Origin of the sequence: Streptomyces sp. NBC_01498 (assembly GCF_036327775.1) — a bacterium.
Taxonomy (GTDB): domain Bacteria; phylum Actinomycetota; class Actinomycetes; order Streptomycetales; family Streptomycetaceae; genus Streptomyces.
Map to the genome: position 1 here is coordinate 4,947,588 of NZ_CP109598.1, position 18,383 is coordinate 4,965,970.

Below are 18,383 nucleotides of genomic sequence, written 5' to 3' on the forward strand. Positions count from 1 at the left end.
CGGGGCAGCGGGTGAGCGGGCGTCAATGGCCGGGCGGGGCTGCCACGAACGGGTGGCGGAGTTATTCACAACTGGTGAGTAATCCACAGGCTTCGGCGGGGAATTTCGTTCCGGTCCAGCATGAGGGGGTCGGTCGACGGGGCCGGGGAAATGGGGGTTGTCATGAACGACACCGTGGTGACGCTGGTCGGAAACGCCGCGACGGGCGTGGAGTACCGGGAAACACCGACGGGCGGGGTGGCGCGGTTCAGGTTCGCGGTGACTCCGCGCCGCTGGGACCGCCGGAACTCCGCCTGGGCGGACGGGAGCACGAGCTTCTACACGGTCTGCGCGTGGCGGAATCTCGGCGCGAATCTCACCGCGTCGGTCAATGTCGGCGATCCACTGGTCGTGCACGGCCGGCTGCGGGTGCGGGAAGAAGCGAAGGACGGGCAGCGCAGGACGTTCGTGGACATCGACGCGGTGTCGATCGGTCACGATCTGACCTGGGGGACCTCGGCGTTCAAGCGGGTGGCGCGGGCCGATCCGACGCTGACGGAGCGTCCGGCGGCCACGTCGGCGGCGGCCACGGCCGCGAACGCCGCCACGGGCGCCGGTGCGAGCGCGGGAGCGGGCGAGCGGGTGGGCGCGGGCGCGGGTGCAAGCGGGGGTGCGGGCCGGGGTCCGGCCGGGGGCGGAGCGGCGGATGAACCGCGGCCCGCGCAACCCTGGTTGCCCGTACCGGACGACTCACCGACGCCCGCCGGACCGGTCGGGTGGCCGGCCGGACCGTCCTGAGCCGGGAGCCGAGGGGATTTGTCGACAGACCCACATGTTCGAAGGTGTGGGCGATAACGATTCCGATTCGGAACGGTTGTCCGACCACGGGAAGGGGCACGGGGGGTGTTCGCCGTTCATAGGATTCCCGGGTACTCATGGGGCACTTGAGTCTGCTGGCGAGGCAATCCCCCCACACTTCCCACGCGGAGGACCTCGCTCGGAGGGAAAAATCTGTGTTGTCTGCGCTGTCCGAGTTCTTCGCTCCCACCGCCCGGAGGCGGGCCGCCGCCCGTCTCGCCGCCTCCATCGCCGCCTCGGGCCTCGTCGTCGCGGGCGCCGTGGCCGGCGCGGGTACGGCCGCGGCCGACGACACGCTCCAGCACCGGGGCGGCGCCGCCGCCACACTCGACGGCCTCACCACGTTCGACAAGGCGGTGCTCACCACCGACGGCGAACAGCACGAACTGCCCGCCGGACTCTTCGAGATGACCGTCGACGGCGGCGGCAAGCTCAAGACGTACTGCATCGACATCCACAACCCCACCCAGGACCAGGCGAAGTATCTGGAGACCCCCTGGGCGCAGACCTCGCTCGGCGCGAACAAGAACGCGGGCAGGATCCGCTGGATCCTTCAGAACTCCTACCCCCAGGTCGACGACCTCGCGGCGCTCGCCAGGAGCGCGGGCACCGGGCCGCTCACGGCGCAGACCGCCGCGGCCGGTACGCAGGTCGCCATCTGGCGCCACTCCGACAACGCGGACGTCGACGCCGTCGACCCCCAGGCCGAGAAGCTGGCCGACTGGCTGGAGCGCAGCGCCGACCACCTCGGCGAGCCCAGGGCGTCACTCACCCTGGAGCCGGGCGCGGTCTCGGGCCGCAGCGGTGAGCGCATCGGCCCGGTCACCGTCCGCACCGACGCGGACACGGTCGAGGTCTCCCCGCCCGCCGACGCCGCCGCCCTGGGCATCGGCGTGACCGACAAGGACGGCAAGCCCGTCACCCAGGTGTCCGACGGCGCCCAGCTGTACTTCGACGTCCCCGAGGACACGGCCGACGGCACCGCCGCGCTGAGCGTGCAGGCGACCACCTCGGTACCGGTGGGCCGGGCGTTCGCCGGTGTCACCAAGAGCCAGACGCAGATCCTGGCCGGCTCCAGCGAGTCCACCGTCTCGGCGACGGCCACCGCCACCTGGGCCGCGAAGGGCGCGATACCGGCGATCACCGCCGAGAAGAACTGCGCGAAGGGCGGCGTGGACGTCACGGCGGCCAACAAGGGCGACAAGCCGTTCACCTTCACCCTCGCCGGTCAGGAGTACACGGTCGAGGCGGGCGCCTCGCGGACCGTCACCGTCCCGGTCACCGAGGACCAGGCGTACGACTTCACGATCACCGGGCCCGGCGGCCTCACCGAGAATTTCCAGGGCGTGCTCGACTGCCGGACCACCGGGGACCCCGGCGCGCCCGAGGACGGGACCAGCACCCAGCTGGCCCCGGCCACCGCGGGCGGCGTGGCGGGCACCGAGGGACTGGACCTGGCCGAGACGGGAGCGTCCAACGCCACCCCGGTGATCGCGGGCGTCGCGATCGGGCTCGTCGTACTCGGCGGCGCGGCGGTCTTCTTCTTCCGTAAGAAGGGCGCGCCCTCCACCGAGGACTGACCGCCGCCCCCCGTACAGCGCACGCACATCGGCCCGCCCGGCACCGGGCGGGCCGGCCGGACCGGGGGCCGGGACGGTCTGTCCGAGAGCTGGACACACGGTTTCTCCCCAGGGAGGCACGTGCGGCAAGATGGATGCATCTGCCCTCACGCGGTGGAGCCGCACATTGGCCCTTCTCGATCTGCCGGACGGTTTCTCTTGGCTGAGTACATCTACACGATGCGCAAGACGCGCAAGGCGCACGGCGACAAGGTCATCCTCGATGACGTGACGCAGAGCTTCCTGCCGGGCGCGAAGATCGGTGTGGTCGGCCCCAACGGCGCCGGTAAGTCCACCGTGCTCAAGATCATGGCCGGGCTGGAGCAGCCGTCCAACGGCGAGGCGTTCCTGACGCCCGGGTACTCGGTCGGCATGCTCCTCCAGGAGCCGCCGCTGGACGAGACCAAGACGGTGCTGGAGAACGTCCAGGACGGCGCCGCCGAGACCATGGGCAAGCTCAGGAGGTTCAACGAGGTCGCCGAGCTGATGGCGACCGACTACTCCGACGCCCTGATGGACGAGATGGGCAAGCTCCAGGAGGACCTCGACCACGCCAACGCGTGGGACCTGGACACCCAGTTGGAGCAGGCCATGGACGCGCTGGGCTGCCCGCCCGGCGACTGGGCCGTCACCAACCTCTCCGGCGGTGAGCGCCGCCGCGTCGCGCTCTGCAAGCTCCTGCTGGAGGCGCCCGACCTGCTGCTCCTCGACGAGCCCACCAACCACCTGGACGCCGAGTCCGTGCAGTGGCTGGAGCAGCACCTCGCCAAGTACCCCGGCGCCGTCGTCGCCGTCACCCACGACCGGTACTTCCTCGACAACGTCGCCGGATGGATCTGCGAGGTCGACCGCGGCCGTCTCCACGGCTACGAGGGCAACTACTCCAAGTACCTGGAGACCAAGCAGGCACGGCTCAAGGTCGAGGGCCAGAAGGACGCCAAGCGCGCCAAGCGGCTCAAGGACGAGCTGGAGTGGGTCCGCTCCAACGCGAAGGGACGCCAGGCCAAGTCCAAGGCCAGGCTGGCCCGTTACGAGGAAATGGCCGCCGAGGCGGACAAGATGCGGAAGCTGGACTTCGAGGAGATCCAGATCCCGCCGGGGCCCCGGCTCGGCAGTGTCGTGGTCGAGGTCGAGAAGCTGCACAAGGCCTTCGGCGACAAGGTGCTGATCGACGACCTCTCCTTCTCGCTGCCGCGCAACGGCATCGTCGGAGTCATCGGCCCCAACGGCGCCGGCAAGACCACGCTCTTCAAGATGCTCCAGGGCCTGGAGCAGCCGGACTCGGGCTCCATCAAGGTCGGCGAGACCGTCGAGATCAGCTACGTCGACCAGGGCCGCTCCAACATCGACCCGAAGAAGTCGCTGTGGGCCGTCGTCTCCGACGAGCTGGACTACATCAACGTCGGCCACGTCGAGATGCCCTCGCGCGCCTACGTCTCCGCGTTCGGCTTCAAGGGACCGGACCAGCAGAAGCCGGCCGGGGTCCTCTCCGGTGGTGAGCGCAACCGCCTCAACCTGGCGCTGACGCTCAAGCAGGGCGGCAACCTGCTGCTCCTCGACGAACCGACCAACGACCTCGACGTCGAGACGCTGTCCTCCCTGGAGAACGCGCTGCTGGAGTTCTCCGGCGCGGCCGTGATCATCTCCCACGACCGCTGGTTCCTGGACCGGGTCGCCACGCACATCCTGGCGTACGAGGGCGACTCCACCTGGTTCTGGTTCGAGGGCAACTTCGAGTCGTACGAGAAGAACAAGGTGGAACGGCTGGGCGCCGACGCCTCCCGGCCGCACCGCGCCACGTACAAGAAGCTGACCCGAGGCTGACATGGCCCGCCACCTCTACAGCTGCCCCCTGCGCTGGTCGGACATGGACGCCTTCGGGCACGTCAACAACGTCGTCTTCATCCGGTACCTGGAGGAAGCGCGCATCGACTTCATGTTCCGGCTGGCACCGGGGGGCGGTTCGCCGTCCTTCTCGGGCGGGTCCGTCGTGGCCCGGCACGAGATCGACTACAAGCTGCCGCTGGTCCACCGGCACGAGCCGGTGACGGTCGAGCTGTGGGTGACGAAGATCGGCGCGGCGACGCTCACCATCGCGTACGAGATCAAGGACGGGGACCAGGTGTACGTGCGGGCCTCCACGGTCATCGTGCCGTACGACCTCCAGGCGGGCCGGCCCCGGCGGATCACCGCCGAGGAGCGGTCCTTCCTGGTGAAGTACCTGGACGGCGCGGGGGCTCTCGCGGCATGACGACCACCACCGCGAGCACCCTGCGGCTCGCCGACACGGCGGAGGCGGCGGATCTCGCCGCCTTCCTCGGCCGGCTGATCCGCTACGACCGGGCGGCCGCGGTGCGTCTCCAGATGGGCGGCGGGGCACTGGCGGTGTTCGGCCGCCCGCCCGCGTTCGAGGTGCTCGCCATCCGTACGGCGCGGCTCGGGCCCGGGACGGGTGAACGGGACATCACCGTCTCCGCCGGTGAACTGCTCGAAACCGTCGACGAGTCGGCGGGCGCGTTCGCGCTGCCCGCCGCCGTCACCGGCCCGCCGTGGACCGGGGTGCTGCCCCCGCGCGGTGGCTGGCAGCCCGTGCCCGGCCTGCCGTCACCGGCCGGGCTGCGCCAGGCGGTCGCGGCGGCCGTCGCCGAATTCCGCACGCGTGACGAGGCGTTGCCCGCCGCGCACCGGGACCGCGCCGAACGGGACAGGATCGGCCGCGAGATCTGGTCCCGCCCGGTCGGGGACACCGGCCTCCCGCTGCGTGCCGTCCACGCGGCGCAGTCGGTCGGCTTCCTGCGCCCGATGCCGGAGAACGCTCCCGTGGCCCTGCTCAGGGCCGGTGCCTGGATGCGCCTGCGTACCCCGTACGGCTCGATCGCCCTGCGCGCGGACGGCGCGGCGACGGTCGGCGGCCTCAGCGTCACCCCGGCGTAGGCCCTGCCGGGCGCGTTGCCGGTGAGCCAGCACCCCGCCGGGGTGGTGGTAGTTCCCGAGGCGGCGGGCGGGCGGGCGCCTTCGCGACCCGCCGAACCCGGGTACGTACAACGCCGGCCGCACACCCCGCCGCCCGCGCCCGCGAAGAGCGGCCCGCGCACGCCGCAGCCGCCCCGGCCGACACCTCCACGCCACCCGGGACAGGCCGCGTACGCCCCTCGGTCAGCTGTTGACCATCGAGGCCGCGGCGTACGTCATGTAGTCCCAGAGCTGCGTCTCGTACTGCTCGGGGAGCCCCAGCTCGTCGATCGCCGCCCGCATGTGCCGCAGCCACGCGTCGTGGGCCGCCTGATCCACCTTGAACGGCGCGTGCCGCATCCGCAGCCGGGGATGGCCGCGGTTGTCGCTGTACGTCCGCGGACCGCCCCAGTACTGCGTCAGGAACAGCCGGAACCGCTCCTCGGCCGGGCCCAGGTCCTCCTCCGGGTACATGGGCCGCAGCAGCGGGTCGTCGGCGACCCCCTGGTAGAAGCGGTGCACCAGGCGCCGGAAGGTCTCCTCGCCGCCGACCTGCTCGTAGAAGGTCTGCTCCGAAAGCGTGCCGCGCGGAATCTCGTTCACCCCTCCATGGTCTCAGACCCACCGGCCGAGGACCTGGGACCTAGGGCCTGTCGTCTGGATCTTGCCGGGCTCGCATGCCCTGGCACCACGCCTCGCCGCGTTGTCGTCAGTCGGCATGGCTCCGCCATGCCTCCCTCCTCCGCCTTGCGATCCACGGCACCAGACCCCGCTCACTGATCCGGCCTGATCCAAACGACAGACCCTGGGTCCACGGAAGCCCTCACCCGAAATCCGCCCGGCGCTCGGAACGGGCGGGACTTTTCGGAGCGGAGTCGGATCGCTCGCTTCCGCGCGCGGGAGACAGGACAGTGGGGGTATGGGCGTTCACCGCGAGCAGCACCAGGTGTACGGGCGGGGCGAGGAGGAAGCCGTCGCCGTCGAGGCGCGTGCCGCCATGGTGCGGGCCATGAGGGACGAGGGGGAGCTGGCGGACCCGGCCTGGCGCGCGGCGTTCGAGGAGGTGCCGCGCCATCTGTTCGTGCCGTACTACTTCGTCAGCAGGCCCGGCGGCCACGACCGGCTCTGGTGCGAGGACCCCGACCCGGTCCGGCGGCTGAGCTGGCTGCGCGGCGCGTACGTGGACGGGGCGCTGGCCACCCGCGTACGGGACGGCGAACTGATCTCCTCCAGCAGCCAGCCCTCCCTGATGGCCCGGATGCTGGCCGAGCTCGACGTGCGCGACGGGCAGAACGTCCTGGAGATCGGCGCGGGCACCGGTTACAACGCGGCGCTGCTCTCGCACCGGGTCGGCGACCGGCGGGTGACGACCGTCGATCTCGATCCGGAGATCACGGAGTCCGCCCGCACGCATCTCGCCACCGCCGGATACCGGCCCTCGGTCGTCACCGGGGACGGGGCGGTCGGCTGCCGGGCGCGGGCCCCGTTCGACCGGATCATCGCCACCTGCACGCTGCCCTCGGTGCCGTCCGGCTGGCTGGAGCAGTGCGCCCCGGGCGCGCGCGTCCTGGCGCCGCTCGCCACGGGCCTGATCGCGCTGGACGTGGGTGAGGACGCGTACGGCCGCTACGCGGAGGGGCGCTTCCTGCACACGTCCGCCTTCTTCGTCCCGCTGCGGGGCGGCGTGAGCGAGCCCGGACCGCCCGCCGTGGTCCCGCGGATCGGCGGACTGCCCCGGCGGGCGCTGGAGAACGATCTCTTCCGCTTCATGCTGGCGCTGACGGCGGGCAGGATGGACCCGCACGAGACCCTCTCCCTCTGGGAGCGCGAGGGGCGCCCGCAGCGGGAGAGGTTCGGCCTCACGGTCGGCCCGGACCGGCAGTGGGCCTGGCTGGACGACCCCTCGGGGCCGTACGTCTGGCCGCTCAGCCCCGGCGGGTTCAGCTTCGGCGGATCGTGATCGTCGTCCAGGCGCCGACGTGTACGCGGTCCCCGTCCTTGAGCGGGACGGGCACGTACGGCTGGATCGGGTCCTCGGCGCCGTTCAGCGTCGTGCCGTTGGTGGAGTTCTGATCGATCACCGCCCAGCTGCCGTCGGGCTGCTGGATCAGTACCGCGTGCTGGTGCGAGACGCCCGGGTCCTCCGGCGGGACCGACAGGTCGACGTCGGGCGACTCCCCGGTGGAGTGCCGCCGCCGGCCGATGGTGATCTGGCTGCCCGTCATCGGAAGGTGCTGTTCCGGTGAGTACGCGGGCAGGTTGAGGCCCGTCGCCTCGGGGCCGCTGCGCTGCATCATCGCCATGAAGTAGTCACGGTCGGGTGCGACGACCGCCGTCCAGTTGCCGGGCGGCTGGTACTGGTGCGGCGGCTGCTGCCGCATCGGGTCGTGCTGCTGCTGGTGCTGCTGGGGCGGCGGGCCCTGCTGGAAGTGTCCCGGGGGCGCCGACGCCTGCGCCTGCGAGGGCGGCGGCAGCACCCAGTCGTCCCCGCCGGTCTGCTGCGGCGGCGCCGGGGGACCCGACTGCTGGAACGAGGGCGGTGACGGCGGGCCCTGCTGCTGGTACGGCGGGGGCGGCGGTCCCTGGTGGCCGTGGTGCGGTCCGGGGGGACCGGGCGGACCCGGGGGGCCGCCCAGCGGACCGGGACCGCCCGGCCGGCCCTGCTGGTCGGGGCTCAGCGGTTCGGCGGGCCGGTTCACCTGGGAGGGGCGCGAGCCCTGGTAGTCGTACGACTCCGGCGGCCGGGGCGGCGACTGCTGCGCCTGGAACCCCGGCGGCAGGTTCAGTCCGGGCGGCGGAGGGCCCCCGGGCCCGCCACCGGGCGCCTGGTGCTGCGGTGCCAGCGGGGTGTACGAGGTCGCCGTGTTGGTGAGGAAGTTCCACCGGCACTCCTCGCAGAACAGGGCGTTGCCCTCGCGCGGGGTCCGGCACTGCGGGCACAGCTGGGCCTGCGCCGTCGCGCCCGGGTCCTGCGGATACCCGTAGCCGGGCGCGGGTGGTGGCGGAGGCGGTGGCGGCACCGAACCGGCCGGGGCTCCGGCTCCGGCCATGCGATGGCCGCAGACCTCGCACCAGTCGTCGGAACCCGACTGGTGTCCGTTCGGGCAGGTCGGCATGTCGGCGCTTCCCCCTCTCCTCGTCCGGCCCGCAGGCCGCCGCTGATCACTGTGTACGGGCGCGCGCCGTCCTGCGGCGCACGCCCTGACGCTACTTCTTGACGCGGACGGTCTTCGTCGAACGAGTGTCCAGGGTCATCTCGTCCGCGTCCGCCACCTTCGCCTTCAGTCGCACAGTACCTGTCGCCGCGTCGACCACGTCCACCACCTTCGAAAGCAGTTTCGCCGTATCGGTGTTCCCGGAGTCCGAGGCGAGCTTGACGGCGCGGCCCAGCTTGGCGGTCGCCCCGTCGATGTCCCCCGACTTCCGTGCCTCCAGGCCCTGCTGGATGACCTGCGCCAGCTCGGCCTGGCCGGTGTAGTGCGCGACCTGGGGGTTGATGGCCGTCGACGCCGCCATGTCGTCCGTCCACACCGCGCGTACGAGACCGTGGGGCAGCGGCGGTGACGTGCCGTCGGGGGCGGGCAGGATCAGCGAGACCCGGGCCGCCAGCATCTCCTGGCCGAGGCCCGCCTCCGGGACCCGGACGCACACGTGGTAGTCGCGGGACTCGTCGCCCCAGGAGCCGGTCGGGTAGTCCCCGGCGCGGACGGTGGCCTCCGTACGACGCTCCGTCAGGTCCTCGACCGTCGGCGCGACCTGCTTGACGAACAGGATCTCGACCCCGACGGGTGTCCAGAGCCGCAGGGAGACGTCCGCGACCTCCTTGCCCATCGCGTTCTCCATCATCGCGGTGAAGTCGGCGGCCAGACCGGCGGGGTCGGCGACGATGTCGGCCGTGCCGAGCAGGGCGGAGGCGATCGCGGTGACCTCCTTCACCACCCAGTCCGTGCCGACACCGCGGGCGTCGCAGGTGAAGCGGCCCGCGCAGGCGTCGAGCGCGGCCCGCAGCTCCTCCGGCGTCTCGTGCTCGTTGCGGCCGTCGGTCAGCAGGATGCCGTGCCGGATCGTCACGTCCACCGAGGACAGCAGCCGGTCCGCCAGACCCAGCCAGGTACCGATGGCCGTGCCGCCGCCCGCGCTCAGCTTCCGCAGGGCGTTCTTCGCCTGCGCGCGGGTGGCGGCGTCCGCGATCGCGAGCCCGCCGCCGCCCGGATATATCTCCTTGGCCACGTGCGTCCCGGCCACCACCGCGAAGGCGACACCGTCGCGCAGGGTGTCGACGGCGGCGGAGGTGGCGTCGCGCGCGTTGCGCATCTTCGTCGGCGGGTAGTCCATCGACCCCGAGCAGTCGACCATGATCACCACGGCCGCGTCCGGGTTCCGGCCGGGCGGGTCGGCCGGCCCCGAGGACGCTCCCGGCAGCGGTATCCCGCCGGTCGTACCGCCCCCGGTGGCGGTGACCGTCACGATCGCGTTCACCTCGCGCCCGCCCTCGGGCAGGAACTCGTTCTGGTACACCTCGACGGAGAACCGCGGCACGCTCGACTTGGAGAACTTCGCCATCTGTATCGGCTCCTTGACGCTCCACTGGCACAACGAAAGAAGGGCGGGACGACCGTCGGGCCGTCCGCTCAAGGTGGTCCGGGCAGTGGGTGCTCAGGCCGGGTGGTAGCCCGATCCTGCCCCCTGCCGCGGCAGGGCGAACGGCAGCAGAGCCACCGTTACGTTGTCGTGGCCCCCGCCGTCGAGCGCGTGGCCGACCAGCACCCGGGCGCTGTGCAGGGGCCGCCTCGCGGCGTCGGGCGGAAGGACCCGCGCCATGTCGTGCGGGCTCTCCGCGTAGTTCCACAGACCGTCGGTGCACACCACGACCACCCCGGGGCGGTCCGGTTTGAAGGCCGCCGTGTGCGGTTCGAGTTCATAGGCGTCGGCGCCGAGCCAGCCGGTGATGGCGTGGGCGCGTTCGTCCGCGTACGCCTCCGCCTCGTTCATCAGCCCCGCGGCGACCATCTGGGCCGCCCAGGAGTCGTCCTCGGTGAGCCGGGCCGGCGGGCCCGAGCGGTCGTCCGGCACCCAGTAGGCGCGGCTGTCGCCCACCCAGCCGACGATCAGCAGCCCGCCCGCCACGACGGCGCCGACGATCGTGCACGCGGGCGCGTTCTGCGCGCGGTGCGCGGGCTCCTCGCCCGCCCGGTCCGGGCCGCCCGCCAGGAGGTTGACGGCCTCGGCGGCGGCGACGATCGCCTCGTGCATCGCCTGCTGGGGGTGGGTGCCGCGCGGCAGGGCCGTCAGCAGCAGCTCGTTGGCGGCGGCGGAGGCGGCGGCCGACGCCTCGTCGGGGCGGGTCGCCGACGACACGCCGTCGCAGACGATCGCGACGACGGCCGGTGAACCGTCGGGCAGCGCGGCCGACGACACGGCGAACGCGTCCTCGTTGCGGTGGTGGCGCAGTCCGCGGTCGCTGACCGCCGCCACCGCGTCCAACTCCTGCTCCACATGGTCGCGTTCGCGGGGCTGGGCATGGCCGCAGTTCTCGCAGTAGCCGTCGGTGTCGACCCGGCCGGCCCGGCAGGCCACGCACAGCTTCGTCCCGGCCGGGGCGACGGGCGGCGCCGTACGCGGGTCGGCGGGCTCGGCCGGGGGGACATCGGTGACATGGGGGACGGCGCCGGCCGGTGCCGGCACGGACCCGGGCGCCGGTGTGGGCGCGGGAAGTCCGGCCTCACCCGAGGCCGCCGGCCTGTCGGGTGTGGCGGCCCACGCCGCAGGCAGCGGCCCGGCCCCGGTGGGCCCGGACAGCGGCACCCCGGTCGAGTCCAGCCCCGGCAGCTCACCGGGCAGTTGGGCGGCCCCGCCCGCCGTCCCGGCGGCCGACGGCCAGTCGACCGAACCCGCCGCACCACCCGCGTCCGGGCCCCCGCCGTGGTCCCTTCCGGACCCGGCGAACGCCCCGGCGCCGCTGATGACCATCGTGGGGTGGTCCTGCGGAGGCGGGGGCACGGCCGACAGGTCGTACCCGCACACACCACAGAACAGGTCGCCGGACTCCAGTGGCTCCTCGCAACCGGGACACCTCGAAAGGGCTGTCGGCTGGTGCATCTGCGACATCACTCACACCCACGTCCGGGGGCGGAAACGGTTTGCCCGCTCCACCAGGTCGATCCTCTCCTCGCCACGCTGAGCGAGCCGGGCGAGCACCCGGTACGAGCGTTCCAGGCCCAGGCGCAGACCGCGCTCGTCCAGTTCACAGCCGAGCAGCGAGGTCTGTCCGGGCGGCTTCCCCGGACCACCGGAGAGTACCCAGTCCAGAGCGGTGCCCAGAACCTCCGCCGACAGCTGCTCGCGCCGCATCGCGTCCAGACCGAACTGGCCCAGCCGCGAAACCTGGTCGGCCGCCGCCCGCAGATCGTCGATCAGCGGTGTCTCCGGCGCGGCTCCGGGAGTGGCCAGCGGCGACAGCGCGCGCAGGTCAGGACGGCGCAGCCGGGACCGTACGGCCGCGATCCTGGCCGCCGTGTAGTGGATCGACGCCTCGGGGACCGACTCCAGCGTCCGTACGGCTCCGGCCCGGTCACCGGCCGCGTTCCGCACCCGGGCGAGACCGAAGGCGGCACTGACATAGCTCGGGTCCGTCATCCATACGAGGCGGTAGTACTCCGCCGCGTTGTCCAACTGGCCGAGCACCTCGGCGCAGACCCCGAGCGCCAGCTTCGGGGCCGCCTCGCCCGGGAAGGCGTCGTAGATCGCGTCGAAGGAGAGCGCGGCCAGCTCGTTCTCACCCGCCACGAGCGAGGCCAGGCCCCGGTACCAGACCACCCGCCAGTCGTCGGCGTGGCGCGCCTCCAGCTCCGCCAGCGTCCCGGAGGCGGTGACCAGATCGCCCATCTCCAGCCGGGCCCGCAGTTCGCGCAGCCGGCGTTCGACGGAGTCGGCGGGCGCGGAGGCGAGCGCGGCGATCAGCTCGGCGGGGGCGGCGGCGATCAGACCGGCCAGGAAACCGGCGTTGGGGTCGTTCGCGTCGACACGCGGCACCGGCAGCGCCAGTGCGGTGGCGGGCGCGTCGACGCGCGCGAGCGGGGCGCCCGTCTCCAGGATCTCCCCGGTGCTCCAGGGAGCGCCGGGCGGGAGCGGGGGCGGCGCCCCGAAGGGCGGCGGGGGCGGCTGGAGCACCGGGGCGCCGGGCGGCGGCGCGGGCACACCCGGACCGGTGAACGGGCTCCCGGCCCGGCCCGGGAACGGGCGGCCCCCGGGCGCCGGGGCGCCGCCGGGACCGGCCGGCACCGCCCGCGCGACGGCACCCGTACTCCCCGCACTCCCCGCGCCCTTGCCGCGCCGCCCGAGCAGTCCCGTGCGCACCGGCTCCGGCCGTGGCCCGAGCCGCGACACGTGGTTGCCGGTGTCGGCGAACAACCGGGTGTCCGTGACGCGCGGTTCCGTCCCGAACAGCGTCGACAGGGCAGGCCGGGGCCGCCCCGTCTGGAGCGCCACGACCTCGCGCAGCACCCCGGTCAGCTGCTCGGCCATCTCCTGCGCCGAGGCGAACCGCCGCGCGGGATCGGGGTCCGTGGCGCGCACCAGCAGCCGGTAGAAGGACTCGTACGACCGGAACACGTCGATGTTGTCCGGGTCCGGCAGCGAGTCCGCGAACACGTTCGTGTAGCCCTGGAAGTCGAACGTCAGCACCGCGAGCGTGCGCGCCACCGTGTAGAGGTCGGAGGCGACCGACGGGCCGACCTCGGCGACCTCGGGCGCCTGGTAGCCGACGGTGCCGTAGATGGCCGACTCGTCGTCGTCCATCCGGCGGACCGCGCCCATGTCGATGAGCTTGAGCTGGTCCTCGGTCTGGATCGCGTTGTCGACCTTGAAGTCGCAGTACAGGAGATTGCGGCTGTGCAGATGGCCGAGGGCCTCCAGCGCCTCTATGCCGTACGCGCACGCCTGCTCGACCGGCAGCGGGTCGCGCCTGCCGTCGGGGGAGCGCCGTTCGTTGGCGATCTCCTTGAGCGCCTTGCCGCCGACGTACTCCATGACGATGTACCCGTCCATGGAGCCGGTGCGCTGGTCGAGGTGTTCCACGAAGTTGTAGATGCGGACGATGTTGGAGTGCTCGATCTCGGCGAGGAAGCGGCGCTCGGAGATCGCCGCCGCCATGGCGTCCTGGTCGCCCGTGTCGAGCAGGCCCTTGAGGACCACCCAGCGGTCGGAGACCGCGCGGTCGACGGCGAGATAGATCCAGCCGAGTCCGCCGTGCGCCAGACAGCCCGCGACCTCGTACTGCCCGTGGACGATGTCGCCCGCGCGCAGCTTCGGCACGAAGGAGTACGGGTGCCCGCACTTGGTGCAGAAGCCTTCCGTGCGGCCCGGCCGCTCACCGCGCGAACGGCCCACCGGCGCCCCGCAGTCGGAGCGCGAGCAGTACCGCTTGCGCTCGGGCACCTCGGCGCTCGTCATCACCGCCGCGTGCGGGTCGGACCTGGGGATGTCCGGTACGGAGACCAGACCGGCGCCCAGCCGGTTGCGCGCCGAGCTGCCGGTGGCGGCGCCCGAACTGCGCACCGAGACCGAGCGGGTGGAGAGCGGGCCGGACAGGGAACGGGAGAGCCGTCCCGACACCGAGCGCCGCGACGTCGACGAGCGCGAGGAGGAACGCGAGGACGCGCGGGTCGAGTCACCGGACCCGGACCCGCCGCCGGAGCCGCTGCCCGCCGAGCCGCCGCCGGACCGGGAGCCGCCCGAACTCCCGCCCGTACCCCGGCCGGTGCCGGTGCCGGTGCCGGTGCCCGTACCGCCTCTTCCCTTGCCGCCGCCCTTCTCCGCGCCGCCCCCGGTGATCCCGGTGGGCGGGGAGGACACCATGCCGGTCGGTGAGACGACCGGCGCCAGACCGCAGGTGTCGCAGTACAGCTCACCGCCGCCCATGTCCTCGTACGACCCCTCGCAGCCGGGCCGCTGGCACCGCCTCGTCCCGCTCATCGTTCCCCCCGCTCGCTCACACCGTCGCCGGGCCCCGGCCGCTCCTGCGCCAGCGCCTCGGCCGCCGCACGCTGATAGCGCAGCACCGCCTGCTCGGCCACCCGCAGATCGCAGGGCGCGCTCCACAGCATCCGGCGGGCCGCGTCGTACCGCTCGGTCAGCACCGTGTCCTCGGCCAGCCCGTTCCGTGCCACCTTCGCCTTGTACGCGTCGAGCCTGCCGCGCAGCTCGGCCCGGACCGCGAGCGGCGCCGTGACGGCCGTCAACGACTCGCGCGCCCGCAGCAGTTCGTCGTCGGCCTCCCGCTCCAGCGACTCCAGCAGCGGGGAGAGCCGGTGCCACCGCGCGTGCCTGCGGTGCTCGGCCGCCGCCGACAGCCGCTCGTGCAGCGCCGTCGAAGGACCGCTCACCGCGGGTACCTCCGAGGCGGCGATCTTCGCCAGCACCTCGCCGCGGGCCGCCCGCGCCTCGGTGAGCGTCCGGTCGGCCCGCGACAGCACGTCCCGCACCCGCAGCAGCCGCGCCTCGGAATCCTGACGTACCGTCAGAACGGCGTCGATCTCCCGGCGTACGTCCTCCAGGGCGCGCGCCGCCCGGTCGTAGCGCCCGGTGTCGGGCCGGCCACCGCCGGGCGCCGAACTGCCGTGCACCGGCTGCCAGAAGGCCAGCGGATCGGAGATCACCCGGGCGCGCAGCGCGGTCAGCTCCTCGGTGATCTCCTCCAGCTCGTCACCGGCCGGGTGCTCGCCCGGCCGCACCCCGGCGGAGCGCGCCAGCGAACGGGTGCGGTTCAGCTCGGCGGCGAGCAGATCGATCCGGGCGGGCAGCGCCGACCAGACCGCGTCCGACGCCACCACCATGTCCAGCGACCGCGCGTACAACTCGTTCATCCGCGCGACCAGTTCGGCCAGCGTGAACTCCTCGGAGAGCCGGGCCGGACCCGTGAGGGAGGCGGCGGCACCGGCGGAACCCGCGACCGTGACGCTGCGCCCGCGCAGCTTCTCCGTCAGGTCCACCAGATCCTGCTGATTGAGCCGGCGCAGCCGGGCGCGCGCCTCACGGGCGCTCCTCAGACCGGCGGAGTAGGCGTCGAAGTAGCTCCACAGCAGGGAGATCGTCTGCTCGGTGGCGGCCCAGCGGTCCTGGGTGACCCCGGTGAGCGCGGCCCCTTCGAGCAGCCGCCGGCCCGCGTGGTCCTGGAGGGCGAGCAGGGACGTCTCGACGGCCTCGTGCTCGGCGCCGAGGCGCGCGAGAGCACGGTCCGCCTCGTCCCGGTCCATGACCGCACCCGCCGACCTCCCCGTCACGCCGGGGAAGGAGCCCGCGTCGCCCATCGATCACTCCTCCGCTCTGCCCCGACCGCCCCCGTCACCGGTGCGGTTGTCCGTCCGTGCGCGTTCCGCTCTCCCCGGTCCCGCTACCCGGTTCTCAGTCCCGGTACGTCGCCGCGGGCGGCGCGGTGATGTCCGGCAGCCCGGCTTTCAGCCACTTCTCGTACGACCGCATCCAGGGGCTGCCCGCGCCGCCCGCCCGGTACTCCACCAGCACCTGGTTGACCCGGCGCACCAGGTCGTTGTTGCCGAGCTTGGCGGCGACGCCGTAGTACTCCTGGGTGAACGGCTTCCCCACCAGCTCGACCGCCGGGTCCTGGGCCGCCTGCCCGGCCGCGAGGGCGTTGTCGGTGACGACCGCGTCGACCTCGCCCAGCTGGAGCCGGACCAGACAGTCCAGCTGGTTCGGCACCGTCAGCCGGTCCTCGTCCGCGTCCGTCCCGTCGGCCTCGTCCTTGAAGATCGCCCCGTACGAGTTCTCGGCCAGCGCCTCGTACGCCGTCGAGCCCTCCGCCGTACAGACGCGCTTGCCGGACAGCGACGCGTCGAACCCCGTGATGCCCGAGTTCCGGGGCGCGAGGACCTGCTGGCCGGCCTCGAAGTAGGCGGTGGAGAAGGCGACCTGTTCGATCCGGGCGCAGTTGATCGTCATGGTCCGCACGACCAGGTCGACCGTGCCGTTCTCCAGGGCGCCGACCCGCTGGTTGGTCGGGATGGCGCGGAAGATGATGTCGTTGGGGGAGCCCAGGATGTCCGCGGCGATGGCCCGCGCCAGGTCGATGTCGAAGCCCTCGAGGGTGCCGGTGGCGGGATCGCGGTAGCCCCAGCGGAAGCTGTTCTGGTCGACGCCGACGACCAGACTGCCGCGCTTCCTGATGGCCGCGATGCTCGGTCCGTCCGCCGTGGAGGGACGCAGGCTCCGCTCCGGGGCCGCGCAGTCCGGCGCCGCCTCGACGGCGGGCACGGCCCCGGCGGAGAGCCCCCGCGGGGCGTCCTCCGCGCGGTTCTCCCGGGTCCCCGGGAGCAGCGCGAGGGCGGCCGTCAGCGCGACGGCGGCGGCGACCGTCACGCCCGTACGGCGGCGGAGCCGCCCCGGCCCGCGCGGGCCGTCCGGGTACGTCGTCCCCCCGGTGTCGGCGTGGTTGGTCATTCCTCCCCCTGTCACCGGTACTCCGAAAGCCTGCGGTTGATGCCCAGGATCGCGCCGACCGCGCCGAGCAGGGCCAGCACGACCGCGCCGACCGCCAGGCCGGACAGCGCGTCACGGCCGCTCCCGGCGGAGGCGCTGAACTCCGCCTGCTCGTGCCCGATCGCCTCCGCCAGCGCGGTGTCCACCCGGTCGAAGGACTCGCCCGTGGAGTCCGCGCCGCCGATGACCTTGGCCAGGGCGCCCTCGTAGTCGCCCGCCCTGTCGGTGGCGTTCGCCGACCGGTGCCGCTCACCCCACTCGGTGGCCGCCGCGCGGGCCCGCTCGACCGGCCGCGACCCGGCACCGTCGTCGGCGAGCCGCCGCGCGTCCGCCAGCGACGCGCCCAGAGCCCGCATGTCGGCCCGGTGGTCCGTCTCGTACTGGTCGCCCTTGCCGTCCTTCGTGAGGACGGCGCCCCGGGCGACCAGGGTCAGATTCTCGTTCGCGCGGGCCTTCAGCGAGCTGATCCGGGCGTCGTTGAGGACCTTCAGCGACGCCTGGCCGTGCGCGTTCGCGTCGTCCAGCTGCATACGCGCCACCGTGTGCCCCACCGCCAGCCACAGCAGCACCACGGTGGACGCGGCCGTCGCCGCCAGCAGACCGTGGTTGAACACCCGGTTCGTCCGCGCGTAGGTACGGCGCTGCGCCCACACCAGCACCGCCAGCGCGGCCACCCCGGCGGTCAGCGCGAGGAAGGGCCAGACCCGGGCGTCGTCGTGGTCCCGGTCGAGCCGGGCCGTCTCCGACTCGTACAGCTTCTCCGCCGCCGGCAGGATCTCCTTCGTCATCTGCTGGTTGGCGTAGCGCAGATAGGCGCCGCCGAGCGGCAGTCCCTGCCGGTTGTTGGCCCGCGCCCGCTCGATCAGGCCGGTGTAGCGCGGGAGTTGCTCGTTGAGCGTGGCGATCTGACGGCCCGACTCACCCGTGCTCTCGGTGAAGGTCGCGGCCTTGACCAGCAGTCGCGACGCGGTCTCGATGTCCTTCTGATACCGCTCGCGCACCGGTGCCGGTTCCTGCGCGCCCGCCAGGAAGCCGCTCGCGGCGGCCGTGTCGGCGTCGGCCAGCGAACGGTAGATGTTCGCCGCGTCCGCGCTCAGCGGCTGGCTGCGCCCGACGACGTCCCCGGCGGCGGAGGCCCGGTCCGTGACCTCGAACGCCGTCAGCGCGCCGGACACCACCACCAGCAGGGCCAGCAGGGCGCCGATGATCTGGAGCCGGCCCGGCTCGGTCGTCGCCGCCGCCCGCAGCCGCTCCCGGCCCTCGGCCCACGCGCCGTGGCGCGCCGGCGGCCGTGCGGACGGCGGGGCAGGCGGGGTTGCCGGCGGGTGCGTCGGCGCCGGTGCGGGCACCGACGCCGGTGCGGGCGCCGGGCGCGCGTTCGGCGGGTGTGTCACTCGACCTCCCCCTGGGTCTTGTGGACGGCGTCGGGCCCCTCGGCGGGCACGGGGCCTCTCCCGGCCAGCAGTATGGCCGCAGGCACCG

Annotated in this window: 14 protein-coding genes; 6 read left to right on the top strand and 8 right to left on the bottom strand. The window is 73.3% G+C overall.

Annotated elements, in window-relative coordinates:
- Positions 1-162 precede the first annotated feature (162 nt).
- The 5 genes from OG875_RS21175 (at position 163) to OG875_RS21195 (ending at position 5,390) form a co-directional block, all read left to right on the top strand.
- A complete protein-coding gene (locus OG875_RS21175; protein WP_330175792.1) occupies positions 163-777 on the top strand; it encodes a single-stranded DNA-binding protein in 615 nt (204 codons plus the stop codon).
- A gap of 215 nt (positions 778-992) precedes the next feature.
- Positions 993-2,417 carry a Cys-Gln thioester bond-forming surface protein gene (locus tag OG875_RS21180; protein ID WP_443079161.1) on the top strand — a complete coding sequence of 475 codons (1,425 nt, stop codon included), beginning with the start codon at positions 993-995 and terminating at the stop codon, positions 2,415-2,417.
- 198 nt (positions 2,418-2,615) lie between these two features.
- Complete coding sequence (gene ettA / locus OG875_RS21185) at positions 2,616-4,280, top strand: energy-dependent translational throttle protein EttA (RefSeq protein WP_330175793.1); 1,665 nt, start codon at positions 2,616-2,618, stop codon at positions 4,278-4,280.
- Position 4,281: 1 nt separating this feature from the next.
- Positions 4,282-4,707, top strand: a complete 426-nt coding sequence (locus OG875_RS21190; protein WP_330175794.1) for an acyl-CoA thioesterase — start codon at positions 4,282-4,284, stop codon at positions 4,705-4,707.
- Positions 4,704-5,390: a hypothetical protein gene (locus OG875_RS21195; protein WP_330175795.1), complete on the top strand. Its 687-nt coding sequence runs from the start codon at positions 4,704-4,706 to the stop codon at positions 5,388-5,390. Before OG875_RS21190 ends, OG875_RS21195 begins: the two co-directional genes overlap by 4 nt.
- Before the next feature lie 222 nt (positions 5,391-5,612).
- Here OG875_RS21195 and OG875_RS21200 read toward each other — a convergent pair whose 3' ends face one another.
- Positions 5,613-6,011: a globin gene (locus tag OG875_RS21200; protein ID WP_330175796.1), complete on the bottom strand. Its 399-nt coding sequence runs from the start codon at positions 6,009-6,011 to the stop codon at positions 5,613-5,615.
- Between the two features lie 316 nt (positions 6,012-6,327).
- On the opposite strand from OG875_RS21200, the gene OG875_RS21205 reads away from it, so the two are divergent.
- A complete protein-coding gene (locus OG875_RS21205; protein WP_330175797.1) occupies positions 6,328-7,368 on the top strand; it encodes a methyltransferase domain-containing protein in 1,041 nt (346 codons plus the stop codon).
- Here OG875_RS21205 and OG875_RS21210 read toward each other — a convergent pair.
- The 7 genes from OG875_RS21210 to OG875_RS21240 all read right to left on the bottom strand — a co-directional run bounded on the left by OG875_RS21210 (position 7,349) and on the right by OG875_RS21240 (position 18,295).
- The gene (locus tag OG875_RS21210) at positions 7,349-8,524 is read right to left on the bottom strand and encodes an FHA domain-containing protein (RefSeq protein ID WP_330175798.1); all 1,176 of its coding nucleotides are present in this window, start codon (positions 8,522-8,524) and stop codon (positions 7,349-7,351) included. The two genes, OG875_RS21205 and OG875_RS21210, sit on opposite strands and share 20 nt — an antisense overlap.
- 91 nt (positions 8,525-8,615) lie before the next feature.
- Complete coding sequence (locus tag OG875_RS21215) at positions 8,616-9,971, bottom strand: vWA domain-containing protein (protein WP_330175799.1); 1,356 nt, start codon at positions 9,969-9,971, stop codon at positions 8,616-8,618.
- A 93-nt stretch (positions 9,972-10,064) separates the two neighbouring features.
- Positions 10,065-11,516 (bottom strand): PP2C family protein-serine/threonine phosphatase, encoded by a 1,452-nt coding sequence (locus tag OG875_RS21220; protein WP_330175800.1) that lies wholly within the window; start codon positions 11,514-11,516, stop codon positions 10,065-10,067.
- Positions 11,517-11,519: 3 nt separating this feature from the next.
- Positions 11,520-14,381, bottom strand: coding sequence for a serine/threonine-protein kinase (locus OG875_RS21225; RefSeq protein ID WP_330175801.1), 2,862 nt, complete (start codon positions 14,379-14,381; stop codon positions 11,520-11,522).
- Positions 14,378-15,715: a hypothetical protein gene (locus tag OG875_RS21230; protein ID WP_330175802.1), complete on the bottom strand. Its 1,338-nt coding sequence runs from the start codon at positions 15,713-15,715 to the stop codon at positions 14,378-14,380. The genes OG875_RS21225 and OG875_RS21230 overlap by 4 nt, the downstream gene beginning before the upstream one ends.
- A 94-nt stretch (positions 15,716-15,809) precedes the next feature.
- Entirely contained in the window at positions 15,810-16,862 is a 1,053-nt protein-coding gene (locus tag OG875_RS21235) for a glutamate ABC transporter substrate-binding protein (protein WP_330175803.1), read from the bottom strand.
- 11 nt (positions 16,863-16,873) lie between these two features.
- A complete protein-coding gene (locus OG875_RS21240; RefSeq protein WP_443079162.1) occupies positions 16,874-18,295 on the bottom strand; it encodes a hypothetical protein in 1,422 nt (473 codons plus the stop codon).
- Positions 18,296-18,383: the final 88 nt, after the last annotated feature.

Excerpts from the sequence above, each read along its gene's own strand:
- OG875_RS21175 (WP_330175792.1), top strand. The coding sequence starts at position 163 with ATGAACGACACCGTGGTGACGCTGGTCGGAAACGCCGCGACGGGCGTG.
- OG875_RS21190 (WP_330175794.1), top strand. The coding sequence starts at position 4,282 with ATGGCCCGCCACCTCTACAGCTGCCCCCTGCGCTGGTCGGACATGGAC.
- OG875_RS21195 (WP_330175795.1), top strand. The coding sequence starts at position 4,704 with ATGACGACCACCACCGCGAGCACCCTGCGGCTCGCCGACACGGCGGAG.
- OG875_RS21205 (WP_330175797.1), top strand. The coding sequence starts at position 6,328 with ATGGGCGTTCACCGCGAGCAGCACCAGGTGTACGGGCGGGGCGAGGAG.
- OG875_RS21210 (WP_330175798.1), bottom strand. The coding sequence starts at position 8,524 with ATGCCGACCTGCCCGAACGGACACCAGTCGGGTTCCGACGACTGGTGC.
- OG875_RS21215 (WP_330175799.1), bottom strand. The coding sequence starts at position 9,971 with ATGGCGAAGTTCTCCAAGTCGAGCGTGCCGCGGTTCTCCGTCGAGGTG.
- OG875_RS21220 (WP_330175800.1), bottom strand. The coding sequence starts at position 11,516 with ATGTCGCAGATGCACCAGCCGACAGCCCTTTCGAGGTGTCCCGGTTGC.
- OG875_RS21225 (WP_330175801.1), bottom strand. The coding sequence starts at position 14,381 with ATGAGCGGGACGAGGCGGTGCCAGCGGCCCGGCTGCGAGGGGTCGTAC.
- OG875_RS21230 (WP_330175802.1), bottom strand. The coding sequence starts at position 15,715 with ATGGGCGACGCGGGCTCCTTCCCCGGCGTGACGGGGAGGTCGGCGGGT.
- OG875_RS21235 (WP_330175803.1), bottom strand. The coding sequence starts at position 16,862 with ATGACCAACCACGCCGACACCGGGGGGACGACGTACCCGGACGGCCCG.